Origin of the sequence: Aeromonas jandaei, assembly GCF_037890695.1 — a bacterium.
Classification (GTDB): domain Bacteria; phylum Pseudomonadota; class Gammaproteobacteria; order Enterobacterales; family Aeromonadaceae; genus Aeromonas; species Aeromonas jandaei.
The window spans coordinates 2,459,084-2,483,841 of sequence record NZ_CP149571.1 but is presented as its reverse complement, the minus strand read 5'-3'; the positions used below and the strand labels follow the sequence as shown (position 1 = coordinate 2,483,841).

Sequence of the window (24,758 nt, the reverse complement as noted above, 5' to 3'; positions counted from 1 at the left end):
AAGCATAGTCAGCGGTCACCATCCATCGGATTGAATTGCGGCCTCACTGCAAACTCGCCAGAGCCATCGGGCAAGAGGCTCGAAAATGTTAATGAAATATTGCTTTCATCCTTTATGCTGGAGAGCAATTGCTCTGAATGGATACCTGCTCATGGATGTGCAACTGATCCTGCTCTACCTATCCCCGATTTTTCTGGCCTTTATCGGCTGGGAGATGGCCTATCTGCGCAAGCATGGCGCAGCTTTTCCAACCGCCACCTACCAGTGGAAAGACCTGCTGGCCAACGCCGCGCTGGCCCTGATGCATCAGGGGGGCGATGCATTGGCAGCCATCGCCATCGCTTATCTCTATGACACCCTCTGGGGCTGGCGACTGTTCGATATCGAGCTGAACTTCTGGAGCGTATTGCTGCTCTTCCTGCTGCAGGATCTCTGTTACTGGCTGTTCCACTTCACCAGCCACCATGTGCGCTGGCTGTGGGCTTCCCACGTGGTACATCACAGCTCGGAGCGGCTCAATCTCTCTACCGCCTTTCGCCAGAGCCTGATGTATCCCATCTCCGGCATGTGGCTGTTCTGGATCCCGATGATTGTCATCGGCTTCCCGCCCGAGGCGGTAGTGGCCACCGTGCTGCTCAGCCTGGGTTTTCAGTTTTTCGTCCACACCCAGGTAGTGGGCAAGCTCGGCTGGCTGGAGTGGATCTTCAACACCCCCTCCCACCACAGGGTGCACCACGCCAGCAACGCCAAATACATAGATCGCAACTTTGCCGGCGTGCTGATTATCTGGGATCGGCTGTTCGGCACCTTTGTCGAGGAAGACCCGACCGAGCCGTGTCGTTTTGGCATCACCAAGCCGATCCACAGCTTCAACCCCCTCACCCTCACCTTCCACGAGTGGCGCGACATGCTGCGCGACGCCCGTGGCCTGCCGTGGCGACAAAAACTCGCCGTGCTGTTTGGCAAACCGGCCGGGCCTGCCAGCCGCTGAGCCTTCTCCCCGGGTCACAACTCCCGGATAGCAAGTCCCTGATAACCCATCCCTGATAACAAGAGAGCGCCATGGTGGCGCTCTCTTTTATGGTCAGTCACCACCTCGATGTCAGAGATGGGCGAACGACCAGACGGCGGGGATCAGGCTCAGCAAGGTCACTCCGGCCAACAGCCGCTCGCGACCGCTCAAGCGAAGATCTGTGCCCAGCTGGCGGCGGCTGTAGAGAAACAGCAGCAGGCCCGGCCCATAGAGCAACAGCGACAACAGCAGATACTCCACCCCGGCAGCATAAAGCAGCCAGAAACCGTAACCGCTCGCCACCAGAGCCACCGCCTGCATCAGGCCTCGGCCCAGCCCGCTCTCCCCCTCCTTGCTGAACGAAAGCTTGAGCAGAAACAGGCCGATCAGCAGGTAGGGCACCAAAATCATCGAGGTGGAGATAAGCAGCAGGCTGGTGTAGCCCTTGCCGAGCAGCCACACCAGCAGCAGACATGTCTGCACCGTCAGGCTGGTGAGCCATAGCGATGCGATAGGCGTCCCGTTGCGGTTCTGGCGCCGGAAGATAGCAGGAAACGCGCCGTGGCGGGCCGCGCTGAACGGCACCTCGGCCGAGAACAGCGTCCAGCTCACATAGGAGGCGAGCACCGAGACGATAAGACCGACGCTGATGAGCAACTTGCCCCAGGAGCCGGTCATCTGGGCCATCAACCCAGCCATGGAGGGGTTGGGCAGGGCCGCCAGCTCAGGCCGGCTCAATATTCCCAGCGCCAGCACCGAGATGAGCACATAGAGCAGCAGCGCCAGTACCACGCCGAGCACAGTGGCCGTGCCCACATCCCGCCGGTTTCTGGCGCGGGCCGACAACACCGCCGCCCCCTCGATGCCGGTAAAGACCCAGAGGGTAATCAACATGGTGTTGCGCACCTGCTCGGAGACCGGCACCGCCAGAGTGCTGCCCTGCTGATCCGCCGCGAAGGTGACCGGGTCGAACCAGTAGCAGGCGAACAGGATAAACAGCAGCAGCGGCAGGCTCTTGGCCAGAGTCGCCACCAGATTGAACAGCGCCGCCTGCTGCACGCCACGGGCCACCAGCAGGTGTACAGACCAGAGGATGCAGGACTCGCCGACAAACGCCGCCAGGGTATTGCCGTCACCAAACCAGATCTGCTCGGGGGTATCGATAAAACTGCCCAGCGCCGCAAAGGCGATGACCAGATAACCCACCACACCGATGGTGGCGCAGAGCCAATAACCCCAGGCGGAGAAGAAGCCCACCAGATCGCCGAAACCGGCGCGGGCGTAGCTGTAGATGCCACCGTCGAGATCCGGCCTTAACCGCGACAGGTAAAGGAAGCTCATGGCGAGCGCCACTATGCCCACCCCGGTCACGCCCCAACCGATCAGCACGGCGCGGGCGCCTGCCACCTCGGCCATATTCTGCGGCAGGCTGAAGATCCCCGCCCCCACCATGGAGCTGAACACCAGCGCGGTGAGAGACCAGAGCCCAATCTTGTTCTCTTTCATGGGGACTCCTTAGCGCAACCGGCTGCTCAGCGCCTGAATATGCTCGGGGCCGATACCGCAGCAACCACCGATAAGATTCGCCCCGGCCGCACGCCAGCGTTCGGCCCAGCCAAGGTAATCCAGCGGCCCCAGATCGGTGCGGATCTCGTCCAGCCCATCGTTGGCGGTGGCCTCCTTGGGTTGCGGCGGGAAGGCGTTGGCATAGGCACCGAGGCGAATGTCGATGCGACCCAGCGCCTGCAATCGGGTGCGGGCAACCTCGAAGGCTCCCTCAATCACCTCGGGCTGACAGCAGTTGAACAGGATGGCGTCCACTCCGGTCGCCACCAGCGCAGTCACCGCATCGGCCACCCGCTCGCCGGAACGCAGCCGCGGCTCGTAGCCCGGCGTCTCATCTTCCAGGGTGAAGGAGACCCAGAACGGCTTGCCATCTTCCGGCAACAGCGCTTTAAGGGCCAGTGGTTCGGCAATCAGGCTCATGGTCTCGGCCAGCCAGATATCCACATGAGGGGATAGCGCCCGGATAAGCGGGATAGCCAGCTCGCTCACCTTGTCCGCCTTGAACAGATCGGCACGGTAAGAGCCAAAGAGCGGTGGTAGAGAACCCGCCACCTGCACGCTGCCCTTCTGCTCGTCAGCCACCTCGCGGGCCAGTTGCCCAGCCAGCGCTGCCAGCCCCTCCCCATCGGCAAAGAAACGCTCATCGCCGATATGAAACGGCACCAGCGCATAGCTGTTGGTGGTGATGACCCGGGCACCGCTCGCCACGTAGGCCTGATGCACCTCGCGCACCGTCTCTGGCGCCTCCATCAAGGCCAGCGCCGACCACTCCGGCTGACGAAACGGGGCCCCCCGCCGTGCCAGCTCGCGCCCCATGCCCCCATCCAGCACCCACAATTCCCTGGTTTCCATCTGTCGTGTCTCTTTGTTATTTGCGTATGTGTCTTGCTGATCTGCGGTTTCACGCAGAATCGCAGCAGATCGTCCGGCTTCATCCGGGTGAAGTACCCGACGGTATGGCCATAAAAACATATAGATGTTTAGATGGCCAAAACAAGATAAAACAAAGTGCCACTGACGGCAATCCGTCGCAGCAGAAATCAGCATGCACACGGCGAGACACACGCAGAAATGCAAAAGGCCACCCGAAGGTGGCCTTTTGTGGCGATATGGTGAGCTGGCCGCTTAATGTCCGGCCAGTACCCGCTTGATCTGTTTCACCCAGTCGGATACCCGACCATCCTGTGGCAAGCGGCGCCAGATCTGCTCCCACTGGGCAGGGCTGAGCGGGCGGCCCAGACGACGCTGCACACCGGCATAGAGGTAGTCGTGCGCCGTGGTGGTGGCATGGGCAGAGGTGAGGAATTTGTAGACCGGATCGGTCAGCCGCACATCTCGCATACCAAGCAGCGGATAGTCATTCTTCACCGCCGCCAGCATGGTTTCACGCATGGCCGACTCGATGTAGCCACGGGCAAACAGGGCGGTCACCGACTCCAGCGATCCCTGCTCCGGCCCGTGATACTCCTCGTCAAACACCGGGCTGGGCTCAGCCACAGCGCTCTGCACCACCGCATCGGGATCCGGCTGCGGCACAACCACGGCGGGCTTTGGCGCCACCGGTTTGGCAGTTACGGTTGCCTTGCGCGGTGCACTCTGGCTGCAGGCGCCGAGTGCCAGAGCGAGCGCCACACAGGCGATCGCACGGGAATGAGACTGCATTTTCATGACTCCTGAAAGCTCCTTTTACGCATCCTGAGCAAGCTTGTCGGTAACGACGGCGGGTTCAATCCGGGTGACCAGCAGCTGATCGATCTTGTAGCTGTCGATATCCACCACTTCGAACTTGTAACCCGCATATTTGACCGAATCGGTCCGTTTGGGGATCTTGCGCAGCATGTACATGATAAAGCCGGCGATGGTCTCGTAGTTCTGATCGTCAGGGAACTCTTCGATATCGAAGGCTCGCATCACGTCGGAGATGGGGGTAACCCCGTCCACCAGCCAGGAGCTCTCGTCCCGCTGCACAATCTGCTCTTCCACCACGTGGGTAGCCCACTCGCCCATGACGGTACTCATCAGGTCGTTCATGGTGACGATACCCACCACCAGCGCGTACTCGTTCATCACCACGGCAAAGTCGCCTCTGTGGTTCTTGAAGTACTCCATCGCCTCGTAGAGGTTGAGGGTATCGGGAATGATGATGACGTTCTGCACCAGCGAGCCGCTATTGAGATCGATGCTCTGGCCACCGATGACGCGGATCAGCAGCTCTTTGGCATCGACAAAGCCCTTGATGCTGTCGAGGTTGTGGTCACAGACCAGAAACTTGTTGTGCGGGTGCTCGGCGATCTTGGCCTTGATGCTCTCTTCATCCTCTTGCAGGGTGAAGTAGATGAGGCTCTCGCGCGCGGTCATGGCGGAGGTCACGCCAAGGGACTGCAGCTCGAACACGTTCTCGATGAGCTGATGCTCCTCGCGCTGGATAACACCCGCTTCGGCACCGGCATCCATCACTGCATAGATATCGTCGGAGGTGATCTCGTCGTTGCGCACGGTGGAGACCCGCATCAGACGGAACAGGGCATTGGCCAGTCCGTTGAAGATCCACACCAGCGGCATCAGCACGGTGACAAAGAAGAGCATGGGACGCACCACCACCACGGCGATCTGCTCGGGCATGATCATGGCCAGGCGCTTGGGCATCAGGTCGGCGATGAGGATAAACATACCGGTGACGAACACGAAGGACGCACCGGAGCTGATCTCGCCAAGCCAGGGGCCCTGATAGAACTCGGAGACGATCCCCTTGATGGCGGGGTTGAGGGCAGACTCACCTAGGATACCACCCAGAATGGCAACAGTATTGAGGCCAATCTGCACCACGGTAAAGAAATTGCCCGGCTGGGCTTGCAGTGCCAGCACCTTTTCGGCCTGACGATTGCCTTCGTCAGCCATCACCTGCAATTTGATTTTGCGGGAGGCCGCGAGGGAGATCTCGGAGAGGGAGAAGAACACACTGCCGCCAACCAGCAGCATCAGAAAGAACAAACTATCGGCAAAACTCATGATTAACCTAATTGCTACGCCCGCCTTAGCACAAGACGGCAAACTGGGCCCGGGAGACCGGACCGTGAGTCCATCCGGGACTCACACAGGGGGAGTATTCTATCAGAAAACAGCCAGTTGGGGGCTTTATCTTACTCCGACCAGTTATGCAACAAAAAAGGCGCCTGACGCGCCTTTTTATTCACTTTCCGCTTAGCCCTTGCCCAGCAGGGTGCCCAGATCGTCCGCCTTGGTGTGGCGCACGTCCTTACCCTTGACGTAGTAGACGATGTACTCGCAGATGTGCTGGCAGCGATCACCGACCCGCTCGATGGCCCGCGCCGCCCACAGCACGTTGAGCACCTGCGGTATGGTGCGGGGATCTTCCATCATGTAGGTCATCAGCTCGCGGATGATGGACTCGTACTCCCGATCCACCTTGTCATCTTCCTTGTAGACCGCCAGCGCTGCATCCAGATCCATCCGGGCAAAGGCGTCGAGCACGTCGTGCAGCATCTTGATGGTACGGCGGCCCATGTTCTCCAGCGACACCAGCGGCGGCTGCGGCTTGTTGGCGTTGTCGGTCAGCATGCGGGCGATCTTGTCCGCCACATCGCCGATGCGCTCCAGATCTGTGATGGTCTTGATGATGGCCATCACCAGTCGCAGGTCGGAGGCGGTCGGCTGACGCTTGGCGATGATGCGGGTGCACTCCTCGTCAATCGCCACTTCCATGGCGTTGACCTTGTGGTCATTGGCCACAATCTTGCGCGCCGCTTCCAGATCCTGATCGTGGATCGCCGCGATGGCGTCGGTCAGCTGCTGCTCCACCATGCCACCCATCACCAGCACCTGGTTGCGCACACTCTCGAGCTCGGCATTGAACTGACCGGAGATATGTTTATTGAGGTTCATATTGTCCATACAAATAGTCCTTGATACTCCGATTATGCCTTAGCCGTTGAATTGACTGCCAATCTGTTTGTGGTGGTTCATCCTCTCCGCTCCTTAACCGTAGCGACCGGTGATGTAGTCTTCGGTCTTCTTCTTGGCCGGGGTGGTGAAGATAGTGTTGGTATCCGAGTACTCGATCAGCTCGCCCATGTACATGAAGGCAGTCTGATCCGAGACCCGCGCCGCCTGCTGCATGTTGTGGGTCACGATCACCACGGTGAACTGGCTCTTGAGCTCGTTGATCAACTCCTCGATGGTGAGGGTTGAAATCGGGTCGAGCGCCGAGGTCGGTTCATCGAGCAGCAGCACTTCCGGCTCGATGGCGATGGCGCGGGCAATCACCAGACGCTGCTGCTGACCACCTGAAAGACCGAAGGCATTATCGTGCAGACGATCCTTCACCTCATCCCACAGGGCCGCGCCGCGCAGGGAGCGCTCGGCAGCATCGTCCAGAGTGCGGCGATCGTTGATCCCCTGCAGACGCAGGCCATAGACCACGTTCTCGTAGATGGACTTGGGGAAGGGGTTGGGGCGCTGGAACACCATGCCCACCCGACGGCGCAGGGCGGAGACGTCGACGCTCTTGTCATAGATGTTTTGACCGTGCAGCTGGATCTCGCCGTCGATGCGGCAAATTTCCACCAGATCGTTCATCCGGTTGATGCAGCGCAGCAGGGTCGATTTACCACAGCCGGAAGGGCCGATAAAGGCGGTTACCTGACCTTTGGGGATCTTCATGTTGACGTTGAACAGCGCCTGTTTGCTGCCGTAGTACAGGTTGAGATCCTTCACCTCCAGCGCGGTCTGCTCCGGGCTCAGGTTGAGCAGGTCGGTCGCGGTATGCTGGGTCGCGGCGGTCGTTACGTTGATCATCTGTTACCTCAAAATCTGTCGGTGGCGGCGGGCAATCTCATCGCCCGCGGCCGGAACGCTTGGCTGGCAGGGGCCTGTCCCCTGCCCGTCTCTGTGGTGGCTGGCCTATTAATGTTCCAGCGACCGGAATTTCTCGCGCAGGTGGTTGCGAATACCGATAGCCGTCAGGTTTAGGCCGACGATCACCGTCACCAGCAGGAAGGAGGTGGCGTAGACCAGAGGACGCGCCGCCTCCACGTTGGGGCTCTGGAAGCCGACGTCATAGATGTGGAAGCCCAGGTGCATGAACTTGCGCTCCACATGCAGGTACGGGAAGTTGCCATCCATCGGCAGGGTCGGAGCCAGTTTCACCACCCCCACCAGCATCAGCGGCGCCACTTCACCGGCCGCACGGGCAATCGCCAGAATGAGACCGGTCATGATGGCCGGGCTCGCCATCGGCAGCACGATGCGCCACAGGGTCTCGGCCTGGGTGGCCCCCAGTGCCAGCGAGCCCTGGCGAATGGTGCTCGGGATCCGCGCCAGCCCCTCTTCGGTGGAGACGATCACCACCGGCAGGGTCAGGATGGCCAGGGTCAGCGCCGACCAGATCACGCCGGGTGAGCCAAAGGTCGGGCTCGGCAGCGCTTCCGGATAGAAGAGGCGGTCGATGCTGCCCCCCAGGGTATAGACGAAGAAGCCCAGACCGAACACGCCGTAAACGATGGAGGGCACGCCCGCCAGGTTGATCACCGCGATGCGGATAAGCTTGGTCAGGCTGTTCTTGCCCGCATACTCGTGCAGGTAGACCGCCGCAATCACGCCGAGCGGGGTCACGATGATCGCCATCAGGAACACCATGAAGACGGTGCCGAAGATGGCCGGGAACACCCCGCCCTCGGTGTTAGCTTCACGGGGATCGTCGGAGACAAACTTGCCGATCTGGTGGAACCAGTAACCTACCTTGGCCAGCAGGCTCATGTCGTTGGGCCACACCACATCCAGTACCTTGGACATCGGCATGGTTACCTGCTCGCCACGCATATCCTTGACGGTGATGCTGTCTCGGTCAGCCTGACTGCGCAGGGAGAAGAGCTCCTTCTCCAGCACCTGATAGCGATCGTTGAGGGCCTGACGCTCGCTCGCCAGCTGGGCTTTGAGCTGATCGGTCAGGTTATTCTCAAGCTCGGCCTTGCGCTCTTTGAGGCGCAGCCGCTCCAGCTGATAGTTGATGCTGCCGATGTCCCCTTTTTGCAGGTCGTTGGCCTGTTCGGAGAGGCCATTGGCCCGCGCCAGCACCCGCTGCAGAGCGGCGTGCAGATCCGTGGTGATCTCGCGCCCATCCTCTTTGACCGAGCTGATGTAGCCGTAGAAGTTGCCGTTGGTGGCGCGCTCAATCATGGCGAGCTCGACCGGCTGACTCTGGGATTTGATGTCGGTCTCCAGCACCCAGCGGAAGTCCAGATCGACAAACTCGCGGTTGCCGGTCTTGACCAGATAGCGGGTCAGCAGCTCACGCTCCTCCCCCTTGAGCGGCAGGCCTGCGGCGCGCAGGCGCTCCACCGGCACCAGCTCGCGATCGTTGATCTCGCCGATCAGCACGCTCTTGTTGCCACTCGCATCTTCCAGCTGCCACTCATAGATAGGGTGAGGCCAGAAGTAGACCAGACCACGCCAGCCGATGAGCAGCAACAGCCCCAGTACCGCGACCAGACTCAGGCTGACGGCGCCGCCGGTCATCCAGATCCACGGGGCCCCTGATTTAAACCACTTACCCATTGTCATTCCTTGGTCCTTACAGAGAGCTGTATTTTTCACGCAACCGCTGACGGATGAACTCGGCCAGGGTGTTGAACAAGAAGGTGAACACGAACAGGACGAAGGCTGCGAGGAACAGCACCCGGTAGTGGGAGCTGCCCACTTCCGACTCCGGCATCTCTACCGCAATGTTGGCGGCGAGGGTACGCAGCCCCTGGAACATGGAGAAGTCCATGATGGGGGTGTTACCGGTGGCCATCAGTACGATCATGGTCTCACCCACGGCGCGGCCAAGGCCCATCATCACCGCCGAGAAGATGCCCGGGCTGGCGGTGAGGATCACCACCCGACTCAGGGTCTGCCACGGGGTGGCACCGAGGGCCAGCGAGCCCTGGGTCAGGTGCTTGGGCACAGAGAAGACCGCATCTTCAGCGATGGAGAAGATGGTCGGAATGACTGCAAAGCCCATGGCGATGCCAACTACCAGCGAGTTGCGCTGGTCGAACTTGATGCCCATGTCGTGGGTCAGCCAGATGCGCGAATCACCGTGCATAAAGGCATTCTCGATGAGCGGGCTCAGCGCGAACGCCCCCCAACCGATGAAGAGCAGCACCGGGATCAGCAGGATGGCGTGCCACCCCTCCGGCAGCCAGGTACGGCTGCGCTCCGGCAAATAGTTCCACACCAGCGCGGTCAGCAGCATTCCCGCCGGCAGCAAAATAAGCAGCAGCACCACGCCAGGCAGAGAGCCCTCGATGATGGGCGCCAGCCAGAGACCCGCCAGGAAGCCGAGGATAACGGTCGGCAGGGCCGCCATGATCTCGACGGTCGGTTTGACATATTTGCGCAGCCCCGCCGACATGAAGTAGGCGGTGTAGATGGCGCCCGCAACACCGAGCGGCACCGCAAACACCATGGCATAGAAGGAGGCTTTCAGGGTACCGAATACCAGCGGCACCAGGCTCAGCTTGGCTTCAAAGTCGTTGCTGGCGGAGGTGGATTGCCACACATACTGGGGCTCGGGATAGCCTTCGTACCACACCTGTTGCCACAGGGCAGACCAGGTCACCTCGGGGTGCTCGTTCTCCACCGCAAACAGCTTGAAGGCATCGCCCTGCTGGGTCAGCAGCAGGTTGTGGCGCGGCGAAATGGCCAGCGCAGAGAAGGCGCCGCCATCGACATGCTCGCTCAGCAACTTGGTCTCGCCGGTGGCGTGGAAGAAACTGACGGTGCCATCCTTGTCGGCGCTGATAAAGCCCTTGCGAAAGTGCTCCGGGGTCAGCTGCGCCACGGCGCCATCACCCTTGAAGTCACGGATCTGGGTGAACTGGCGTTTGCCATCCTTTGCCACTTCAAACCACTGGGAGATGACGCCATTGTCATTGCCCACCAGCAGGGAAGAGGCGCCGGAGAGCAGCTCGACCCGGGTCACGTTGGCATTCGGGGCGTTGATCTCCAGCACGTTGCGCACCGAGATATCGCTCAGGTTCTGGATGTCGTAGACAGAGAGGCGGTTGCCCTCGCGCACGAACAGGATGCGCAGGTTGGGGGTGAGCAGCATCTGATCCACATGGCGCGGCAGGGAGGGAATGGTGTAGTTCTGGGCACTCCACTCAATCTCGCCGGAGAGGAAGTTCTCCTCACCGCTCATCACCGTCATCACGCCACGACCATCTTCGGTCACGGCGGCAGCGGCCATCTTGTCCTTGGTGGCTTCAAACACCATGGTCTTGAGCGCCTTGCCCTCGGGATCCACTACCACCGGCTCTTCGCCGAAGGGGTACTGGAGGCTGGGCTCAATGACGCGCACATCGTTGGGATAGGAAACCTTGAAGGAGGGCTGCACCACCTGTGCCTTGCCGTCGGCAAAACCGTAGGCAATCAGCTTCTGACCCGGCGCGGGCGGCGCCACGGCAGTGATGTCACCGGCCACCTCAGCCTGACCGAGGGATTGACCGACCTTGATCTTGCCATCGCCCTGCACGGCGAAGAAGTTGACCTGTCCGTTGTCGCTGAAGCGATAACCGATCTCGTTCTGCTCCTCCACCCCGAGCCAGGCGGTCTTGCCGCTTGTCGGCAGGGTAAACGAGGCGGTCGGCTCCATCGTGGCGCCATTGAAGATGGGCTTCACCACATAGAGCAGGTAAAAGAAGATAAGCAGTAACGCCACCAGCACCAGCGCCCCACCCGTGGTGACGCCGTACTTGGCCAATTTGTCCTTGATGCGGCGTTTTCGACTCCCCGCCATACCCAGGTGTAACGATTCCGATGACATGCAAAACCTCAATGTAAGCTAGGCTTGGCGGCATTATATGGCGGTTGCATGACAGTTTTGTTACACCCGCCACCTTAAATAAGCAGGATATACAGGGGACGGAATACCAGGGGAGAGAGGAAGTGAAGGCTTAATAACTGATTGTTTTTAAAGTGGTTATAAAAATGGCGAGCGGCGGGTTAGTACATCCCGCCGCTGACCGGCTCAGGCGGAAGCCTCACCCGATTGTTGCAGCGCCAGTTTGGCCGCCTTTTTCTCGGCGCGGCGCCGCTTGAAGAAATCGGAGAGCTGGGTCGAGCAGGCCTCGGCCAGCACGCCTGCGGTCAGCTCGACCCTGTGGTTGTGACGCGGGTCCTGCAAGATCTCGAACACCGACCCCGCCGCCCCCGTCTTGAGATCCGGGGCGCCAAAGACCACCCGCTTGACCCGGCTATGGATGAGGGCACCGGCACACATGCAGCAGGGCTCCAGCGTCACATAGAGGGTGGTGTCGAGCAGGCGGTAGTTCTCCAGCCGGCTACCTGCCGCGCGGATCGCCATCACTTCGGCATGGGCACAGGCATCGTGCTCGCTGATGGAGCGGTTCCACCCCTCCCCCACGATCTCGTCACCCAGCACCAGCACGGCCCCAACCGGGATCTCGCCGATCCCCTCGGCGCGTCCCGCCAGTGCCATGGCGTGGCGCATCCACTTCTCATCCGTTGCGGCCTGTTCCGGCGCATCGGCCCCCTCTGCTGGTTTCACGGCCATGCCTCTCTGTCTGTTCAATCTCTGCATTGGTATTCCATACTTCCACACCTTTCAGCCGACATCATGAATATCTTGCATGAATAGTGGCTGCTGCGGGGCGGCGATTATGCCAAAACTCCCTCCTCCGCCCAAGCCGCATCTTGGCTGCGCAATAAAGAAGCAGTCGGCATCTCTATGATAAAAAAGGAGTTGCACCCATGAGTGCAGATCATTAGACTTCCTCCCCGTCAGCTCAGACTGACCTTGTCGGCGTGTAGCGCAGCCAGGTAGCGCACTGTCATGGGGTGTCAGGGGTCGGAGGTTCAAATCCTCTCACGCCGACCATCATTCCCCGAAAATAGCCCAGTCAAACGACTGGGCTATTTTTTTGCTCCCGTTTTTGCTCTGACCAGCCTTCCCTTTCCCAGCCTTTTGCCCGGTTCAACCCGCACCATCACCGTCAGGAACAAAAAACGTACAGAATCGCTTGAATCTTTTTGATGCGCTCATTAATATGCGCAACTTTCCGCCGGTATCAAGACAGGGAGGTGGAGGCACAAGTGAAGGGATCACTGGCCGGCTTGCATTCAATACGGGAGCAAGCATGAACCAGACCACCGATTTCACCCCGCTCATTCCGCTCTACCCTGTTCCTCACGACAACTCCTGCACCCCGCAGGGTGAAGAGGAAGAGTTGGTCATCCAGCTGGATGTCATCGATCTGGCCGAACCTGACGATGACTACTGAGCCCGCCTGCGGGCGATTTCTCCCTCTCTTTACCTGCTTTTTTCCCTGCTTTTCCCCGTCTTATGCCTCTTGAGACGTACCGCCTTAAAAAAACGACAAACCACTACCAAAACATGATTACACAGTTTAATTGACTGCTGTTTAACCACCACTCCCCGCCCGGTTGATCCCCATCAGCTGATACAAACCTACGTTATTGCGCTCCACTTTCAATGCGGCAAGCCGTCAGCGCCAACAGAGCCCTGCGAAAGCCTGACGGTTTTAAACGAACGTTCACTATCCAGCATCAACGCCATCAGCCTATTGATTGAAATATTTAAACGCACTTCATACAGCTGTTTTTAAAAAGCCTGGAGTAAGGTCGGGATTTGTTTTTGCATTTGTAATTTTATTACGTAATAACTTACGAATCGCATGACAAGAAGGGTGACCGGACGAGCCATCGCCCGGACAGAAAAACCAGGAGCATAACCATCTGTGTAGAGCTTTTATACCAATCCAATAACTCAATTAAAAACATCAACTTAAACATCGACCCCAAACAGGCGTTTTAAAAAAACTGTTGACGTAATCGACAATATTTCGCACCTTATCAATCGTGTTACCCCGTTGTTGCGGGAACGTTTCAGGAACAGGGATTCGACTTTAGTCGTAGTTAGTAAGTTCAAAATGTAATTCTCAAAGGAGTGAACCTTATGTCGGCACCGGCTCAGACCCACTGTAGCGCCCGCCTTCGCATCCAGGGCGAGATGCTGCCCGAATACGCGCAAATTCTGACGCCGGACGCGGTGGCGCTGGTCTCCGAACTGGTAGAACGTTTTGCTCCCCAAAGAGGGGAATTGCTGAAACAACGTGTGGCACGTCAGGCCCGTATCGATGGTGGCGAGCTGCCGGACTTCCTGCCGGAAACCGCCCACATCCGTGAAGGTGACTGGACCATTCGCGGCATTCCCGCCGACCTGCAAGACCGCCGTGTGGAGATCACCGGCCCGGTCGAGCGCAAGATGGTGATCAACGCCCTCAACGCCAACGTCAAGGTATTCATGGCTGACTTCGAGGACTCACTGGCACCCGCCTGGAATAAAGTGATCGAGGGTCAAATCAACCTGCGCGATGCAGTCAACGGTACCGTCTCCTACACCAGTCCGGAAGGAAAGGCCTATACCCTGAACCCCAATCCGGCGGTGCTCATCTGCCGGGTGCGTGGTCTGCACCTGCCGGAAAAACATGTCACTTTCGATGGCGAGCCGATCCCCGGCGGTCTGTTCGATTTTGCCCTCTACTTTCTGCACAACTATCAGGCGCTGCTGGCCAAAGGCTCCGGCCCCTACTTCTACGTACCCAAGCTGCAGAGCCATCTGGAAGGGCGCTGGTGGAGCGAGGTATTTGCCTGGACCGAGGACAAGTTCGGTCTGCCCCGCGGCACCATCAAGGCCACCGTGCTGATTGAAACCCTGCCAGCCGTGTTCGAGATGGATGAACTGCTCTATCAGATGAAGGATCACATCGTTGCGCTGAACTGCGGCCGCTGGGACTACATCTTCAGCTACATCAAGACCTTGAAGAACCATCCGGATCGCGTCCTGCCGGACCGTCAGGTGGTGACCATGGACAAGCCGTTCCTCTCCGCCTACTCGCGGCTGCTGATCAAGACCTGTCACAAGCGCGGTGCGCTGGCGATGGGTGGCATGGCCGCCTTTATTCCGGCCAAGGACGCGGCCGTCAACGAGCAGGTCTTCGCCAAGGTCAAAGCGGACAAGGAGCGCGAAGCCAATAACGGCCACGATGGCACCTGGGTGGCCCACCCTGGCCTCGCCGATACCGCCATGGCGGTATTCAACGCCACCATTGCGGCTGGCGCCAAGAACCAGATCGGCGTACTGCGCGAGCAAGATGCCCCCATCACCGCCGCCGACCTGCTGGCCCCCTGTGAGGGCGAGCGCACCGAGGCCGGGATGCGCACCAATATCCGGGTCGCCCTGCAATATCTGGAAGCCTGGATCAACGGCAACGGCTGCGTGCCCATCTACGGCCTGATGGAAGATGCCGCCACCGCCGAGATCTCCCGCACCTCCATCTGGCAGTGGATCCGCCACGGCAAGAGCCTCGCCAACGGCAAGGTGGTGACCAAGGAGCTGTTCCGCCAGATGCTGGCCGAAGAGCAGGAGGTAGTCAAAGCCGAAGTGGGTGCCGAGCGCTGGCAGGCGGGTGGCTTTGCCGAGGCAAGCGCGCTGATGGAAGAGATCACCTGCGCCGATACCCTGATCGATTTTCTGACGCTGCCCGGTTACGAGCGGCTCTGAACTCCGGGCCCCGGGCGGGGCTCGCCAATAACAAGTCAATGGAAACGTGAAATCAATGAAAGAGGGAACTGATATGGCACTGACCCGTGAGCAACAGATCCAGGCTATCGAGAAAGACTGGGCGGAAAACCCCCGCTGGAAAGGGATCAAGCGCGGCTACAGCGCCGAAGATGTGGTAAACCTGCGCGGCAGCTTGCAGCCGGTGCACACTCTGGCCCAGCGCGGTGCCGACAAGCTGTGGGGTCTGATCCACGGCGACGCCAAAAAGGGCTACGTCAACTGCCTCGGCGCCCTGACCGGTGGTCAGGCGGTGCAGCAGGCCAAGGCGGGGATCGAGGCGATCTACCTCTCCGGCTGGCAGGTGGCGGCGGACAACAACTTGTCCTCCACCATGTATCCGGATCAGTCCCTCTACCCGGCCAACTCGGTGCCGTCCGTGGTGGAGCGCATCAACAACTCTTTCGCCCGTGCCGACCAGATCCAGTGGGCCAACAAGGTTGGGCCGCAGGATGATGGCTTTATCGACTACTTCCTGCCCATCGTGGCGGATGCGGAAGCCGGTTTCGGCGGCGTGCTGAACGCCTTCGAACTGATGAAGGGGATGATTGAAGCAGGTGCCGCCGGCGTGCACTTTGAAGATCAGCTGGCATCAGTCAAGAAGTGCGGCCACATGGGTGGCAAGGTACTGGTACCGACTCAGGAAGCGGTGCAGAAGCTGGTTGCCGCCCGTCTGGCAGCCGATGTGTGCGGCACCACCACGCTGGTGATAGCCCGTACCGACGCCAACGCCGCTGACCTGTTGACCACCGACGCTGACCCGTACGATGCAGACTTCCTGACTGGCGAGCGCACTGCCGAAGGGTTCTACAAGGTACGTGCCGGTATCGATCAGGCCATCGCTCGCGGTCTGGCTTACGCCCCCTACGCCGACATGGTGTGGTGCGAAACCGCCAAGCCGGATCTGGACGAAGCACGTAAATTTGCCGAAGCGATCAAGGCCAAGTTCCCGGATCGTATCCTGGCCTACAACTGCTCGCCGAGCTTCAACTGGAAAAAAAATCTGGACGATGCCACCATCGCCCGCTTCCAGCAGGAGCTCTCCGACATGGGCTACAAGTACCAGTTCATCACCCTCGCGGGTATCCACAACATGTGGTTCCACATGTACGAGCTGGCCTACCAGTACGCCCGTGGCGAAGGGATGAAGCACTACGTCGAGATGGTGCAGGAGCCGGAATTTGCCGCAGCCAGCCGTGGCTACACCTTCGTGGCCCACCAGCAGGAGGTCGGTACCGGTTACTTCGACAAGGTCACCACCGTCATTCAGGGTGGCCAATCCTCGGTGACTGCGCTGACCGGCTCGACCGAAGAAGATCAGTTCCACTGATAGGCCGAGTCCCTTGAGATACCCCTTGATATAGCAAAACCCCGGCCTGAAGCCGGGGTTTCTTTTTATCTGCCACTCAAACGAAAGTCAGGTGCACAACCGCACACCGCTGAGAGGATCAGAGCTCGAGAATCTCTTTGACAAAGGGGATGGTGAGCTTGCGCTTGGCGCGAAATGAGGCGTTGTCGAGCTGATTGAGAGTGGTAAGCAGAGTGCGCATATCGCGCGAGAGGCGGTTGAGCAGGAAGCGGCCCACATCGATGGGCAGTTTGAAGCCCCGCAGCTCGGCACGCAGCTGCAGGGCACTGAGCTTGCCTTCATCATCCAGCTCTTCGAGATGGAAACTCACCCCCCAGTCAAGGCGCGAGGCGAGATCCGGCAGCTGCAGCCCCAGCTTGCGCGGCGCGCTGCAACCGGTGACGATCAGCGTCCCTTCCCCTTTCTCCTGCCAGCGATTGTAAAAATCAAACAGCGCCCGCTCCCAAACGGCATTGCCGGCGATGGCCTCAATGCTGTCGAGGCAGACCAGCGGCAGACTTTCGAGGGCATCAAGCATGCTGGGATCGAGCTGTTCAAACTGATCGAGGGAGAGATAGGCCGCCGCTGCATCGCGGGCATTGACCTCGGCACAGGTGGCATGGAGCAGGTGGGAGCGCCCGGAGCCCTTGGCTCCCCAGAAATAGAGGAAAGGCGACCCCTGACCGATGGCCGCATTCTTGAGGGCGGTGATCAGATGAGCATTGGTGCCGGGATAAAAACTGACGAAGGTTTCATCATCCGGTAGTTGTACGGCTAGGGACAGTTGGGCCGGTTGCTTCACTCGTTGGGCTTTGACTGTGACATTTGTGGCTAAGTGTACCATCGCAATGGCAGATAGAGAACCGCCCGGACAAGCCGGGCGGTAGACAAAAGCCTTGTGAAATCAGGGCTGCGACCATTGGTAACGCAGATTGCTGCCATTATCGTCAACCTTGTGCAAGCGGCTCTCCAGCTGCAGGGCGCGTACCAACTCGCTCTGATCCCCCTGCAGGGTGAAGTTGAAGGTGACCTGATTGCCTTCCAGCTTGCCGATCTCCACCTTGCTGACGTTGGCCATCCCCTGCAGCATCTTCTGCACGGAGATCATGCTGTCCACATCGGATAGGCCATCCACCACCAGGGTCTGACTGGTTGCCGGCCCCGAGATGCGGGCGCCGTAGTTTTTCACCAGCCAGGTCGCCAGGGTATCGGCAAGCCCTTGCGCCACTTCGGCCTGGGTACCCGTGGTGTTGCCTCGGGTCAGTTCGGCCACTTCACCAGCGGCCTTGGGCCCGTAAAGTCCCCAGTCGATGCTCCACTTGTCCCCTTCTGGGGTCAGCTTGCCCAGCACCACCATCTCGGCGCCATAGCGCTGGCTCGCCTTGAGGATGGGATCGGCAAAACGGCCCCAGACGTCGGTGGCACTGACCGCCATGTTGTCGTCGAGATCCATCAGGGGAATGCTGACCGGCAGCCCCAGCGCCAGGGTCTGTTCGCGCAGTGCCTGTGCCCAGCCATCGGTAGACTGGTCTGCCAGCAGATGGCGCTCACCCTGATCCACCACCAGCCAGAGGGCCATCTGGGGACGAGCCGGGCCAAGCAGGGCGAATTTGCTCTCGGAGACCAGGCTGTTGACCTTGTCGCTCTTGAACTCGGCCTTCAGATACTTGACCGAATCCACATCCTGATAGCCATAGCTCTTTACATAGTCGCCCGGCGCAGCCAGCGCCTTGACCACGGCAGGCTGGGTCAGAATGTCCCGCTTGCCGGTCACCTTGATCAACACCTCGCCCAGCGCCTGACCCTGAGCAGCCACCATGTCGCCGGTGGTCGGGGCCTTGCCCTGATAGAGGTCGGTCACCTGAGCGGCCGAGGCAATGAATGACAAGCCGCAGCAGAGGGCGGTCACAACACGTTTGAACATGAACAGAGTCTCGAAATGGGAGATGGTGCTTATGGTAGCGGCAAGGCGCGTCCTGCGGCAAGGCTGGGACAAAGGCCATAAACAGCGAAGCCGGCAGGACGCCGGCTCCGTCAGCCACCTCGGCAGAGGCGGCGTATCACAGCAACTTACTTGGTACCGAAGATCTTGTCGCCGGCATCGCCCAGACCCGGCACGATATAGCCTTTCTCGTTCAGGCCCTGATCGATGGAGGCACAGAACAGCTCAACATCCGGGTGAGCGGCTTCCAGCGCCTTGATGCCTTCCGGTGCGGCAACCAGTACCAGCACCTTGATGGACTGGCAGCCTTTCTTTTTCAGCAGATCGATAGTGGCGATCATGGAGCCACCGGTGGCCAGCATGGGGTCGATGACCAGCGCCAGACGCTCTTCGATGTTGCTGACGATCTTCTCGAAGTAGGGAACCGGCTGCAGGGTCTCTTCATCGCGGTAGATACCGACCACGCTGACACGGGCACTCGGCATGTGCTCCAGCACACCATCCATCATGCCAAGGCCGGCACGCAGGATCGGTACGACGGTTACCTTCTTGCCCTTGATCTGGTCAACTTCTACTGGCCCATTCCAGCCATCGATGATAACCTTCTCGGTTTCGAAGTCAGAGGTAGCTTCATAGGTCAACAAACTGCCCACTTCTTTGGCCAGTTCACGGAAACGCTTGGTGCTGATATCGCCTTCACGCATCAGACCGATCTTGTGTTTGACCAGGGGGTGTTTGACTTCAACGACTTTCATTATTATCTCCTCTAACCTGCCGCAAAAAAATCGCGGAATCATACAACAAAAGCCGCCGCTTGTAGAGCAGTTTTGCGCAAAAACGCGCAAACGATTTCCTTTCTGGTTTTTCGCCGCCACTGTTAGAATACGCCCCGAATTTTACCCTCCACTTCTCACATGACGGGGACTACTCGTGACTGACAAAACCTCACTGAGCTACAAGGATGCTGGCGTGGATATCGATGCCGGCAATGCACTGGTTGAACGTATCAAGGGCGTGTCAAAGCGCACTCGTCGTCCTGAAGTCCTTGGTGGTCTTGGCGGCTTTGGGGCCTTGTGTCAAATCCCTGCGGGCTACAAGGAGCCGGTGCTGGTCTCCGGCACCGACGGTGTGGGCACCAAGCTGCGCCTCGCCATCGATCTGAAAAAACATGACACAGTGGGTATCGATCTGGTGGCCATGTGCGTCAATGACCTGATCGTACAGGGCGCCGAGCCGCTGTTCTTCCTCGACTACTATGCAACCGGCAAGCTGGACGTGGACACAGCAGCAGCCGTGGTCACCGGGATCGGTGCCGGTTGCGAGCAGTCAGGCTGTGCTCTGGTGGGCGGCGAAACCGCCGAGATGCCGGGCATGTATGAAGGGGAAGACTACGACATCGCCGGTTTCTGCGTCGGTGTGGTGGAGAAGAGCGAGATCATCGACGGCAGCAAGGTTGCTGAAGGTGATGCCTTGATCGCCCTGGCCGCCAGTGGCCCCCACTCCAACGGTTTCTCCCTTATTCGCAAGATTCTGGAAGTCTCCAAAGCCGACGTGCATCAGCCGCTGGGTGACACCACCCTGGCCAACGCCCTGCTGGAGCCGACCCGTATCTATGTGAAACCTGTGCTCAAGCTCATCAAAGAGTGCGAGATCCACGCTCTCTCCCACATCACCGGTGGCGGCTTCTGGGAGAACATCCCGCGCGTGCTGCCCGCCAACACCCAGGCGGTGATCGACGAGCAAAGCTGGCAGTGGCCGGCAGTGTTCAGCTGGCTGCAACAGGCTGGCAACGTCACCCGCCACGAGATGTATCGCACCTTCAACTGCGGCGTTGGCATGATCATCGCCCTGCCTGCCCATCAGCTGGAGAAGGCGCTGACCCTGCTCAAAGCCGAGGGCGAGAACGCATGGCACATCGGTCATGTGGCCAAGGCCGCCGATGGCGAGGAGCAGGTCGTCATTCAATGAATGACCGGATCAACAGCCAAATGACCTCCCCTATGAAACGCATCCTGGTGCTAATCTCCGGCAACGGCAGCAATCTGCAGGCAATCCTCGACCACTGCGCCAGTGGCAAGATTGGCGGTGAAGTGGTCGGCGTCATCAGCAACAAGGCCGAGGCCTATGGCCTGATCCGCGCACAAGAGGCAGGGGTGGCAACCACCACCCTCAGCCAGCAGCAGTTTGCCAGCCGGGAGGAGTATGACGCCGCCCTGCTGGCGCTGATGGCAGACTATCAGCCGGATCTGGTGGTACTGGCCGGCTTTATGCGCATATTGAGTGGTGATCTGGTGCGCCACTTCGCCGGACGGATGATCAATATCCACCCCTCCCTGCTGCCGAAATATCAGGGGCTGCACACCCACCAGCGCGCTATCGATGCCGGTGACAGTGAGCATGGCGCCAGCGTCCACTTCGTGACCGAAGAGCTCGACGGTGGTCCGGTGATCCTGCAGGCCTGCGTCCCCATCTTCGAAGGGGATGATGCCGACGAGGTGGCAGCACGGGTACAGGTGCAGGAGCACAGCATCTACCCGCTGGTGGTGCAGTGGTTCTGTGAAGGGCGCTTGCAGATGCGGGATGGATCAGCCTTTCTCGATGGCAAGCAACTGGGCCCGGCAGGCTATGCCAGCGAGTAACCGCTAATCACAGCACGCAAAATGTAACAAGGGAGGCCCAGGCCTCCCTTGTCATTTCCATAGATCAGCGCAATGACCACGTTCATCTTCGATTACGCCGCTACGCGGCTAATCAGACCGGATTGTCGATATCGATAAAGGTGACATCCAACCCGTGCACGGTCGCCAGCCACTCGCCCAGCGCCTTGACGCCGTAACGTTCGGTGGCGTGGTGGCCAGCAGCGTAAAAGTGCATCCCCATCTCGCGAGCGGTGTGGATGGTCTGCTCGGAGGCTTCACCGGAAATAAAGGCATCGATACCCTGCTCCGCTGCCAGATTGATGTAGCTCTGACCGCCGCCAGTGCACCAGGCCACGGAACGGATCAGCTCGGGGCCGCTGTCGCCACAGTGGAGCGGCTCACGACCAAGACGCTCGGCAATCAGCTTGGCAAAATCGCTGCCGCTCATCGGCTCTTCCAGCTTGCCCACCATGGCGACGCTCTTGCTGTTCCACGGCTCCAGGCCACGACGCACCTTGATATCGAGCAGCTTGGCGAGCTGGGCGTTGTTGCCCACCTCGGGATGGACATCGAGCGGCAGGTGGTAGGCAAACAGGTTGATATCGTGGGCCAGCAGGGTCTTGATGCGGCGCTGCTTCATACCGGTGATCTGGGCCGGTTCACCGCTCCAGAAGTAGCCATGGTGAACCAGAATGGCATCGGCATCGGCTGCCACGGCGGCATCGATGAGGGCTTGACTGGCGGTCACGCCGGTCACCACCTTGCGAATGCGCTCGCGCCCCTCGACTTGCAGACCATTGGGGCAGTAATCCTTGATGGCGTGGGGCTCAAGCAGGTGGTTGAGTACGGTTTCCAATTTTCGGTGAGAGATCATAAGGGTCCCTTTATAACGGCGCGATTCCCTGTTTTACCAATAAAAACAAGGCCCCGGCTCAAAACGCCAAGGGCCCTATGATAATCGAGAGCCGCCATCAAGACCATGACGGTTCCCACACAGTGATACTTCCCTCTATTGAGGCACCAGCCTGATTCAGGCAGGCAAGTCGATGCCGGCATCCCGCATCTGGGCCAGCTTGTAGCGCAGAGTACGCGGGCTGATCCCGAGCCGGTCGGCCACATCCTTGCGACTGCCGTTGCACTCTTGCAGGGTGTCGAGAATGATCTGGTGCTCTTGCTGCTTGAGTTCGCTGCCGAGACGATCACCGCCATAAGCGCGCTCTGCGACGGCAAACTCCATCTCCTGCTCGTCCACCTCTTCCAGAATGAGGTGGCTGCAATCGATCACGCCATCCGGGCTGAGGATCAACGCCCGCTGTACCACGTTATCAAGCTCGCGCACGTTGCCGGGCCAGGGATGAGAGAGCAGCCGCTCGCGCGCCTGCGGCTCCAGCTGAGGGGTGGGCAGCCCCTGCTGGCTGGCATGGAGGGCCAGCAGATGTTCAGCCAGCGGCAAGATGTCACCGGGTCGCTCGCACAGGGCTGACCAGCGCAGCGGAAAAACGTTGAGACGGTAGTAGAGATCTTCGCGAAACAGACCATCCTGCACCGCCTTCTTGAGATCCCGGTTGCTGGTGGCGATGACCCGCACATCCAGCGGGATCATCTTGCGGCTGCCGAGCCGCTCTACCTCTTTCTCCTGCAGCACCCGCAACAACTTGGCCTGCAATCCCAGATCCATCTCGGTGATCTCGTCGAGCAGCAGAGTCCCTCCCTGTGCCTGCTCGAACTTGCCGGGGCACCCCTGCACCGCGCCGGTAAACGCCCCCTTCTCATAGCCAAACAGGGTCGCCTCCAGCATGTTCTCCGGAATGGCGGCGCAGTTGATGGCGATAAAGGGCTGCTCAGCGCGGTTGGAGTTGTCGTGGATGTAGCGTGCCAGTACCTCTTTCCCCGTACCACTCGGGCCGGTCACCATGACGGTGGCCTCGCTTCTGGCCACCCGGGTCGCCAGCTGGAACAGCTCGGCGCTCTTGGGATCGCCATAGACCACGGCACGTTTTTCTACCTTCTGGGCCGGCACATAGCGGCTCACCTGGTTGAGCAACACCTCGGGCGAAAAGGGTTTGGCCAGATAGTCGATGGCCCCTTCCCGCATGGCGCGCACCGCGCCGTCGATGTTGGCGTAGGCAGTCATCAGGAGCACCGGCACCTGCGGATACTGCTGGCGTATGGTGGCCAACAGAGTCAGGCCATCCATTCCCCCCATCTGAATATCGGAGATCACCATGTCAAACGGCTGACGGGAGAGCGCCAGCAAGGCCCGCTCGCCGCTGTCTACTTCACGGCACTCATAGCCGCCAAGCAACAGGGTATCGACCAGCGCCTCACGCAGGCCATTGTCATCTTCCACTACCAGGATCCGGGCCTGAGTCATGCTACACCTCCCACGACAGCCAACCTGGCCGCATTGATATGGCTCCCTCTCGGCCGGCACAACTCCTTAACAAGGCTCATGCTGCACCTCCAAGTTGAACCTGCTGCTGATGCAGGGGGAACGACAGAGTAAAACAGGTGCCCTCTCCGGGAACCGAGGCCACACCGACCTCGCCCTGATGGGCACGCACGACGGATTGCACCACCGCCAGCCCAAGGCCGGTGCCCTGGGAGCGAGTGGTAAAGAAGGGTTCGAAAATCTGGCTGAGCAGGTGGGCAGGCATCCCCTTGCCATTGTCGATCACCCGCATCTCGACCCGGGCACCGCTGCGCACTGCACTCACCAGAAGTGACGTTGCCCCCGCCTGCTGGGCGTTGGCAATGAGATTGTTGATGGCTCCGGAGAGCGCACTGCTGTTGGCCAGCAGGCAGAGATCGGGCTCCGGTGCCTCCATATGCAGCTCGCAACCCTGCTGGGCGCAGAACGCCTCAGCCCCCGCCTGCACTTCAGCCAGCAGACCCTGCACCGAGATGGGGGTGACCACCTGATTGTCGCCATTGCGGGCAAACAGCAGGATGTCGTTGATCTGCTTCTCCAAGTCCTGCAGCCGAGCCATCAGCTTTTGCTGAAACTGGGTGCGGGATTCGGGTTTGAGGGTGCGGTTGGCCAGGTTGGCGGCATAGAGCATGGCGGCCGAGAGCGGGGTGCGGATCTGGTGGGCCAACGAAGCGGCCATATTGCCAAGGGCCGACAACCGCTTCATGTGGTTGATGCGATCCTGCAGCTGACGGGTTTCGGTCAAGTCGTTGATAAAGACCAGCTGGCCCGCCTGATCCTGCAGCGGCTGAGTCGAGAGCTGGACCCGGCGACCATCGCGCAGGGAGATCTCGTGGCCGTCATCCTCGCGCGGCTCGAAGCAGCGGGTGATGACGTGACGCCAGAGCTCCCCCTCCAGCGGCTCCCCCAGCAGGTCTATCGCTGCCGGATTGGCACGGGTAATGATGCCAGTGCCATCAAGCAACAGCACCCCGGTCGGGAGCGCCTTGAAGATGGCGTAAAGCTGGCTCACTTCGTGAGACTGGAGTGGGATATCCTGCTGTTGGGCTGTCATAAACCTGACCTCAAACTGGCGACCTGGTCAGGTTATTCAATTTCCATGCCACTAAATTAATCTATTAAAACCAATAGATTGCCGCCTTGCGTCAAGGCTTTG

Annotated in this window: 21 protein-coding genes and 1 tRNA gene; 7 read left to right on the top strand and 15 right to left on the bottom strand. The window is 59.8% G+C overall.

The window, feature by feature from the left end; translation table 11 throughout:
• Nucleotides 1–151 precede the first annotated feature (151 nt).
• Nucleotides 152–991: a sterol desaturase family protein gene (locus WE862_RS11895; protein ID WP_042033364.1), complete on the top strand. Its 840-nt coding sequence runs from the start codon at nucleotides 152–154 to the stop codon at nucleotides 989–991.
• 111 nt (nucleotides 992–1,102) lie between these two features.
• Here the strand turns inward: WE862_RS11895 and WE862_RS11890 are convergent, their stop codons facing one another.
• The 9 genes from WE862_RS11890 to tadA form a co-directional block, all read right to left on the bottom strand.
• A complete protein-coding gene (locus WE862_RS11890; protein ID WP_042033362.1) occupies nucleotides 1,103–2,518 on the bottom strand; it encodes a basic amino acid/polyamine antiporter in 1,416 nt (471 codons plus the stop codon).
• Between the two features lie 9 nt (nucleotides 2,519–2,527).
• The gene (locus tag WE862_RS11885) at nucleotides 2,528–3,430 is read right to left on the bottom strand and encodes a homocysteine S-methyltransferase family protein (protein WP_042033360.1); all 903 of its coding nucleotides are present in this window, start codon (nucleotides 3,428–3,430) and stop codon (nucleotides 2,528–2,530) included.
• A 273-nt stretch (nucleotides 3,431–3,703) separates the two neighbouring features.
• Nucleotides 3,704–4,246: a hypothetical protein gene (locus tag WE862_RS11880; RefSeq protein WP_042033358.1), complete on the bottom strand. Its 543-nt coding sequence runs from the start codon at nucleotides 4,244–4,246 to the stop codon at nucleotides 3,704–3,706.
• Nucleotides 4,247–4,264: 18 nt separating this feature from the next.
• Entirely contained in the window at nucleotides 4,265–5,587 is a 1,323-nt protein-coding gene (locus WE862_RS11875; RefSeq protein WP_041209873.1) for a hemolysin family protein, read from the bottom strand.
• A 192-nt stretch (nucleotides 5,588–5,779) separates the two neighbouring features.
• Nucleotides 5,780–6,490 (bottom strand): phosphate signaling complex protein PhoU, encoded by a 711-nt coding sequence (gene phoU / locus WE862_RS11870; protein WP_033114383.1) that lies wholly within the window; start codon nucleotides 6,488–6,490, stop codon nucleotides 5,780–5,782.
• 84 nt (nucleotides 6,491–6,574) lie between these two features.
• Complete coding sequence (gene pstB, locus WE862_RS11865; RefSeq protein ID WP_033114382.1) at nucleotides 6,575–7,393, bottom strand: phosphate ABC transporter ATP-binding protein PstB; 819 nt, start codon at nucleotides 7,391–7,393, stop codon at nucleotides 6,575–6,577.
• 108 nt (nucleotides 7,394–7,501) lie between these two features.
• Nucleotides 7,502–9,151, bottom strand: a complete 1,650-nt coding sequence (gene pstA, locus WE862_RS11860; protein WP_042033357.1) for a phosphate ABC transporter permease PstA — start codon at nucleotides 9,149–9,151, stop codon at nucleotides 7,502–7,504.
• 16 nt (nucleotides 9,152–9,167) lie between these two features.
• Nucleotides 9,168–11,405 carry an ABC transporter permease subunit gene (locus WE862_RS11855; protein WP_042033356.1) on the bottom strand — a complete coding sequence of 746 codons (2,238 nt, stop codon included), beginning with the start codon at nucleotides 11,403–11,405 and terminating at the stop codon, nucleotides 9,168–9,170.
• Nucleotides 11,406–11,609: 204 nt separating this feature from the next.
• Nucleotides 11,610–12,092 carry a tRNA adenosine(34) deaminase TadA gene (gene tadA / locus WE862_RS11850; RefSeq protein WP_232625594.1) on the bottom strand — a complete coding sequence of 161 codons (483 nt, stop codon included), beginning with the start codon at nucleotides 12,090–12,092 and terminating at the stop codon, nucleotides 11,610–11,612.
• 310 nt (nucleotides 12,093–12,402) lie between these two features.
• On the opposite strand from tadA, the gene WE862_RS11845 reads away from it, so the two are divergent.
• From WE862_RS11845 to aceA, 4 genes are all read left to right on the top strand, one after another.
• Nucleotides 12,403–12,479: transfer RNA gene (locus WE862_RS11845), tRNA-Pro, on the top strand.
• Nucleotides 12,480–12,738: 259 nt separating this feature from the next.
• Nucleotides 12,739–12,882 (top strand): hypothetical protein, encoded by a 144-nt coding sequence (locus WE862_RS11840; RefSeq protein ID WP_167335513.1) that lies wholly within the window; start codon nucleotides 12,739–12,741, stop codon nucleotides 12,880–12,882.
• Nucleotides 12,883–13,577: 695 nt separating this feature from the next.
• Nucleotides 13,578–15,185 (top strand): malate synthase A, encoded by a 1,608-nt coding sequence (aceB, locus tag WE862_RS11835; protein WP_042033353.1) that lies wholly within the window; start codon nucleotides 13,578–13,580, stop codon nucleotides 15,183–15,185.
• Nucleotides 15,186–15,258: 73 nt separating this feature from the next.
• The gene (gene aceA / locus WE862_RS11830) at nucleotides 15,259–16,572 is read left to right on the top strand and encodes an isocitrate lyase (protein WP_042033350.1); all 1,314 of its coding nucleotides are present in this window, start codon (nucleotides 15,259–15,261) and stop codon (nucleotides 16,570–16,572) included.
• 118 nt (nucleotides 16,573–16,690) lie between these two features.
• Here the strand turns inward: aceA and hda are convergent, their stop codons facing one another.
• The 3 genes from hda to upp all read right to left on the bottom strand — a co-directional run bounded on the left by hda (nucleotide 16,691) and on the right by upp (nucleotide 19,287).
• The gene (gene hda, locus WE862_RS11825; protein ID WP_033114378.1) at nucleotides 16,691–17,392 is read right to left on the bottom strand and encodes a DnaA inactivator Hda; all 702 of its coding nucleotides are present in this window, start codon (nucleotides 17,390–17,392) and stop codon (nucleotides 16,691–16,693) included.
• 102 nt (nucleotides 17,393–17,494) lie between these two features.
• Nucleotides 17,495–18,514, bottom strand: coding sequence for a DUF2066 domain-containing protein (locus tag WE862_RS11820; RefSeq protein WP_041209869.1), 1,020 nt, complete (start codon nucleotides 18,512–18,514; stop codon nucleotides 17,495–17,497).
• A gap of 146 nt (nucleotides 18,515–18,660) precedes the next feature.
• On the bottom strand, nucleotides 18,661–19,287 hold the full coding sequence (gene upp / locus WE862_RS11815; RefSeq protein WP_033114376.1) for a uracil phosphoribosyltransferase: 627 nt from the start codon (nucleotides 19,285–19,287) through the stop codon (nucleotides 18,661–18,663).
• 175 nt (nucleotides 19,288–19,462) lie between these two features.
• Here upp and purM point away from each other — a divergent pair, with 175 nt between their 5' ends.
• A complete protein-coding gene (gene purM, locus WE862_RS11810; protein WP_042033348.1) occupies nucleotides 19,463–20,500 on the top strand; it encodes a phosphoribosylformylglycinamidine cyclo-ligase in 1,038 nt (345 codons plus the stop codon).
• 32 nt (nucleotides 20,501–20,532) lie between these two features.
• Nucleotides 20,533–21,171 carry a phosphoribosylglycinamide formyltransferase gene (gene purN, locus WE862_RS11805; RefSeq protein ID WP_042033488.1) on the top strand — a complete coding sequence of 213 codons (639 nt, stop codon included), beginning with the start codon at nucleotides 20,533–20,535 and terminating at the stop codon, nucleotides 21,169–21,171.
• A 112-nt stretch (nucleotides 21,172–21,283) separates the two neighbouring features.
• Here purN and WE862_RS11800 read toward each other — a convergent pair whose 3' ends face one another.
• The 3 genes from WE862_RS11800 to WE862_RS11790 form a co-directional block, all read right to left on the bottom strand.
• On the bottom strand, nucleotides 21,284–22,045 hold the full coding sequence (locus WE862_RS11800; protein ID WP_042033345.1) for a Nif3-like dinuclear metal center hexameric protein: 762 nt from the start codon (nucleotides 22,043–22,045) through the stop codon (nucleotides 21,284–21,286).
• A 156-nt stretch (nucleotides 22,046–22,201) separates the two neighbouring features.
• Nucleotides 22,202–23,545: a sigma-54-dependent transcriptional regulator gene (locus WE862_RS11795; RefSeq protein WP_042033344.1), complete on the bottom strand. Its 1,344-nt coding sequence runs from the start codon at nucleotides 23,543–23,545 to the stop codon at nucleotides 22,202–22,204.
• 76 nt (nucleotides 23,546–23,621) lie between these two features.
• Entirely contained in the window at nucleotides 23,622–24,656 is a 1,035-nt protein-coding gene (locus WE862_RS11790) for a sensor histidine kinase (protein WP_042033343.1), read from the bottom strand.
• Between the last annotated feature and the right edge of the window lie 102 nt (nucleotides 24,657–24,758).

Excerpts from the sequence above, each read along its gene's own strand:
- WE862_RS11895 (WP_042033364.1), top strand. The coding sequence starts at position 152 with ATGGATGTGCAACTGATCCTGCTCTACCTATCCCCGATTTTTCTGGCC.
- pstB (WP_033114382.1), bottom strand. The coding sequence starts at position 7,393 with ATGATCAACGTAACGACCGCCGCGACCCAGCATACCGCGACCGACCTG.
- WE862_RS11800 (WP_042033345.1), bottom strand. The coding sequence starts at position 22,045 with ATGATCTCTCACCGAAAATTGGAAACCGTACTCAACCACCTGCTTGAG.
- WE862_RS11890 (WP_042033362.1), bottom strand. The coding sequence starts at position 2,518 with ATGAAAGAGAACAAGATTGGGCTCTGGTCTCTCACCGCGCTGGTGTTC.
- aceB (WP_042033353.1), top strand. The coding sequence starts at position 13,578 with ATGTCGGCACCGGCTCAGACCCACTGTAGCGCCCGCCTTCGCATCCAG.
- aceA (WP_042033350.1), top strand. The coding sequence starts at position 15,259 with ATGGCACTGACCCGTGAGCAACAGATCCAGGCTATCGAGAAAGACTGG.
- WE862_RS11880 (WP_042033358.1), bottom strand. The coding sequence starts at position 4,246 with ATGAAAATGCAGTCTCATTCCCGTGCGATCGCCTGTGTGGCGCTCGCT.
- WE862_RS11885 (WP_042033360.1), bottom strand. The coding sequence starts at position 3,430 with ATGGAAACCAGGGAATTGTGGGTGCTGGATGGGGGCATGGGGCGCGAG.
- upp (WP_033114376.1), bottom strand. The coding sequence starts at position 19,287 with ATGAAAGTCGTTGAAGTCAAACACCCCCTGGTCAAACACAAGATCGGT.
- WE862_RS11820 (WP_041209869.1), bottom strand. The coding sequence starts at position 18,514 with ATGTTCAAACGTGTTGTGACCGCCCTCTGCTGCGGCTTGTCATTCATT.
- pstA (WP_042033357.1), bottom strand. The coding sequence starts at position 9,151 with ATGGGTAAGTGGTTTAAATCAGGGGCCCCGTGGATCTGGATGACCGGC.
- tadA (WP_232625594.1), bottom strand. The coding sequence starts at position 12,092 with ATGCGCCACGCCATGGCACTGGCGGGACGCGCCGAGGGGATCGGCGAG.
- phoU (WP_033114383.1), bottom strand. The coding sequence starts at position 6,490 with ATGGACAATATGAACCTCAATAAACATATCTCCGGTCAGTTCAATGCC.
- WE862_RS11855 (WP_042033356.1), bottom strand. The coding sequence starts at position 11,405 with ATGTCATCGGAATCGTTACACCTGGGTATGGCGGGGAGTCGAAAACGC.
- WE862_RS11840 (WP_167335513.1), top strand. The coding sequence starts at position 12,739 with ATGAACCAGACCACCGATTTCACCCCGCTCATTCCGCTCTACCCTGTT.
- WE862_RS11875 (WP_041209873.1), bottom strand. The coding sequence starts at position 5,587 with ATGAGTTTTGCCGATAGTTTGTTCTTTCTGATGCTGCTGGTTGGCGGC.
- WE862_RS11790 (WP_042033343.1), bottom strand. The coding sequence starts at position 24,656 with ATGACAGCCCAACAGCAGGATATCCCACTCCAGTCTCACGAAGTGAGC.
- WE862_RS11795 (WP_042033344.1), bottom strand. The coding sequence starts at position 23,545 with ATGACTCAGGCCCGGATCCTGGTAGTGGAAGATGACAATGGCCTGCGT.
- purN (WP_042033488.1), top strand. The coding sequence starts at position 20,533 with ATGAAACGCATCCTGGTGCTAATCTCCGGCAACGGCAGCAATCTGCAG.